The sequence below is a fragment of the Dietzia sp. SLG310A2-38A2 genome, from assembly GCF_014145095.1.
Taxonomy (GTDB): Bacteria; Actinomycetota; Actinomycetes; order Mycobacteriales; family Mycobacteriaceae; genus Dietzia.
The window spans coordinates 1-3,367 of the sequence record NZ_JAALDX010000313.1; the positions used below are offsets into that span (position 1 = coordinate 1).

Annotated in this window: 3 protein-coding genes; 2 read left to right on the plus strand and 1 reads right to left on the minus strand. The window is 70.8% G+C overall.

Annotated elements, in window-relative coordinates; all coding sequences use genetic code 11:
• Positions 1-1,038, minus strand: a 1,038-nt coding sequence (locus G6027_RS11535; RefSeq protein ID WP_182637310.1) for a CoA transferase, incomplete at its 3' end; no start/stop codon positions are given.
• Between the two features lie 109 nt (positions 1,039-1,147).
• On the opposite strand from G6027_RS11535, the gene purT reads away from it, so the two are divergent.
• Positions 1,148-2,422, plus strand: a complete 1,275-nt coding sequence (purT, locus tag G6027_RS11540) for a formate-dependent phosphoribosylglycinamide formyltransferase (protein ID WP_182637311.1) — start codon at positions 1,148-1,150, stop codon at positions 2,420-2,422.
• Between the two features lie 41 nt (positions 2,423-2,463).
• The gene (locus tag G6027_RS11545; protein WP_182637312.1) at positions 2,464-3,033 is read left to right on the plus strand and encodes a DUF1648 domain-containing protein; all 570 of its coding nucleotides are present in this window, start codon (positions 2,464-2,466) and stop codon (positions 3,031-3,033) included.
• Positions 3,034-3,367: the final 334 nt, after the last annotated feature.

The following is a 3,367-nucleotide window of genomic DNA, read 5'->3' on the forward strand; positions in this document are numbered from 1 at the left end:
CGCCGGAGTGCGCGAGAAGCGCGGCGCGGGCGCCGGCCCCATGTCTCCGCCGACCTCGACGAAGGTCTCCCTCGCCGTCAGATGGGGATGGGACAGCGCCTCGGTGTAGGTCAGCACCGGGGTGGTGCAGGCGTCGGTGCCGTAGAAGAGCTCCGCCCACTCGTCGCGGGGCTTCTCGGCGAACTTCCCGGCGATGATCTCGCGCAGTTCATCCCAGCGGTCCATGTCGAACTGTCCGGGCATGCCTTCGCCGTCGATCCCCATCAGCCGCGCGAACTCCGCATAGAACTGCGGCTCGAGGCAGCCCACGGCCATGAACCTGCCGTCTGAACAGGTGTAGACGTCGTAGAACGGGAACCCGGTGTCGAGCATGTTGGTCCCGGCGACATCCGACCACTGGTCTCGGGCCCGCATCGCCCACTGGAACTGGCCCAGCACGGAGGCGCCGTCGGTCATGGCGGTGTCGATGACCTGGCCCTTGCCGGAGGTGGCGCGCTCGATGATCGCGGCGAGGATACCCTGGATGAGGAACATCGAGCCGCCGCCGAAGTCGCCGACCAGGTTGAGCGGCGGCACCGGGCGCTCGCCCTTGCGGGCGGTGGCGTTGAGATGCCCGGTGAGCGAGATGTAGTTGAGGTCGTGGCCGGCGGTGTGCGCGAGCGGGCCGTGCTGGCCCCAGCCGGTCATCCGGGCGTACACGAGCCGCGGGTTGGACTCGAGGCACTCATCGGGTCCGAGGCCCATTCGCTCGGTGACCCCGGGGCGGAAGCCCTCGACCAGAACGTCGGCCTGGGCGATCAGACCCCGCACCTGTGCCAACCCGTCCTCGCTCTTGAGGTTGGCCTCCACCACGGTCCGGCCCCGCCGGGTGATGTGCGCCCAGCCGTCAGCGGACTTGGCGAGTTCGCCGGGGCGCATGACGGTCACGACGTCGGCGCCCAGGTCGGCGAGCATCATGCAGGCGTGGGGGCCGGGGCCGATGCCGTTGAGTTCGACGACGCGGATGCCGGCCAGGGGGCCGGGGGAGGCAGTGGTCACAGGTGTGCCCTTTCGTGTGGCTTTGCACACACGTTATCGCCTGCCGGTCCGCGGGAGCGGGGGAGCACGCGATAGAGCCCGGCAGCGCAGGTCTACTAGCGTGGGCGCCATGACCGCAGCGCACGATCCCCTCGCCCCGCCAGTCGTCGACCGCTTCGGTACTCCGGGCACGCCGGACGCGACCCGCGTGATGCTGCTGGGCTCCGGCGAGCTGGGCAAGGAGGTCACGATCGCGCTGCAACGCCTGGGTGTCGAGGTGATCGCGGTGGACCGGTACGCCGGCGCACCCGCCCACCAGGTCGCCCACCGCAGCCACACGATCGACATGACCGACGCCGACGAGGTGCGCCGGGTGGTGGAGCTCGAGAAGCCGCAGGTGATCCTGCCGGAGATCGAGGCGATCGCCACCCCCGCGCTGGCGCAGATCGAGCAGGACGGCCTGGCCCGCGTCGTGCCCACGGCCCGGGCCGTGCAGCTGACCATGGATCGCGAGGGCATCCGGCGCCTGGCAGCCGAGGAACTGGGCCTGCCCACGAGCCGCTACGCGTTTGCCTCGTCGCACGAGGAGCTGCAGGAGGCGTGCGCCCAGATCGGGTTCCCGTGCCTGGTCAAGCCCACGATGTCGTCGTCGGGAAAGGGACAATCCTCCCTCCACGGCCCCGAGGACGTGGAGGCGGCGTGGACTTACGCCCAGTCCGGTGCGCGGGTGACGGGGGCGCGCGTGATCGTGGAGTCGTTCGTGGACTTCGAGTACGAGATCACCCTGCTCACTGTCCGCAGCGTGGACCCGGCCACCGGCACGATCCGCACCGACTTCTGCGAACCGATCGGTCACCGTCAGGAGCGCGGCGACTACGTCGAATCCTGGCAACCGCAGGCCATGACGCAGGACGCCTACGACTCGGCGCGCTCGGTGGCAGCGCGCGTGACCGGCGCGCTCGGCGGAGTCGGGGTGTTCGGGGTGGAGCTGTTCGTGCAGGGAGTGGACGTCTACTTCTCCGAGGTCAGCCCGCGGCCGCACGACACCGGCCTGGTGACGCTGCGCAGTCAGGTGCTCAGCGAGTTCGACATGCACGCGCGGGCCGTGTTGGGCCTGCCGGTGGTCACCACCATGTCGAGCCCGGGCGCGTCGGCGGTGATCTACGGCGGTGCCGGCATCGGGGGGGACGGCGAGAACGGCCCCGCGGGCGGGACGACCGAGGGGGTCGGGTTCGAGGGAGTGGCTCGCGCGCTAGCGGTGCCGGAGTCCGATCTGCGACTGTTCGGTAAGCCCTCGGCCAGCGAGTTCCGCCGCATGGGCGTGGCCGTGGCCACCGCGGAGGACGTGGAGACCGCGCGCGAGCGGGCCCGCGAGGCCGCCTCGCGTGTGACGGTGGTGACGTAGGACGTGCGCCACGCCGCCGCCGGGTCGGGAGGCTCCGCTGTATGACGACGACGAATTCGGTTGCCGAGGAGGCCCGCGCCCTGCCGAAGGAACCGACCAGCCCCTGGATCCTGATCCTGGTCGTGGCCACCGTTGTGGTCTGGCTGGCGGTGCTGGCCTGGCAGGTGGTGGTCTTGCCGGAGCGCGTTCCCATTCACTTCGGTTCGGGCGGCGAGCCTGACGGCTGGTCCAGCAAGGCCGGCGCTCTGGCGTTCTCGGCGCTGTTGCCCCTGCTGATGGTGCTGCCTCTCCCGCTGCTGACCACCCTCATCGTTCTCCGGGCGCCTGAGTTCATCAACGGACCCCACAAGGAGTGGTGGACGGCCACCGCGCCGAGGCTTCGCCGGTTCGAGCGGCTGCTGCGTGAGGATCTGTGGCTGATTACGGTGGTCACCCTGGCGCTGCTGGTGGCGATGCAGGTGGGGATCGTGCGTGCCGCCGAGACGCCGGGCCAGCGCATGCCGGAGGAGTTCCTGTTCGGCGGGTTGGCTGTGTTCGGCGCCGGGATCGTCGCGGTGATGGTGCGCATGTACGCCGGCAGCCGGTACGCAGAACAGACCGACCTGCTCTGAGCCCGGAGAGTGGGAACCTGACGTGCCGTCCGCGCCCGTTGATCCGGCGCCGGTGACGTGGTGGTGGCGGGCGCGGCCGACGAGTCGCTCGCCGGAGCCTACGCCCGGTTCGGCGTCATGCGCACGGCCGGCAGACGGTCCGCCGCGTCCTGGACTGAGCCTGTGGATGGTCGTCCAATCTATCCACCGACCCCTCTCGCGGGCCTGATCCGGCCCGGCCGCACCCCTAGCGTGAACTCCCGAGCGGCCCGGACTCCCGGGCCCGGAGGGGGCGGGGCTGATGGCGGGATCAGGCACGGGGTCGGGATCGGTCGCGGGTTCGGGATCGGTCGCG

What these genes read in the sequence shown, in the direction of transcription:
- purT (WP_182637311.1), top strand. Translation starts at nt 1,148, where the DNA reads ATGACCGCAGCGCACGATCCCCTCGCCCCGCCAGTCGTCGACCGCTTC.
- G6027_RS11545 (WP_182637312.1), top strand. Translation starts at nt 2,464, where the DNA reads ATGACGACGACGAATTCGGTTGCCGAGGAGGCCCGCGCCCTGCCGAAG.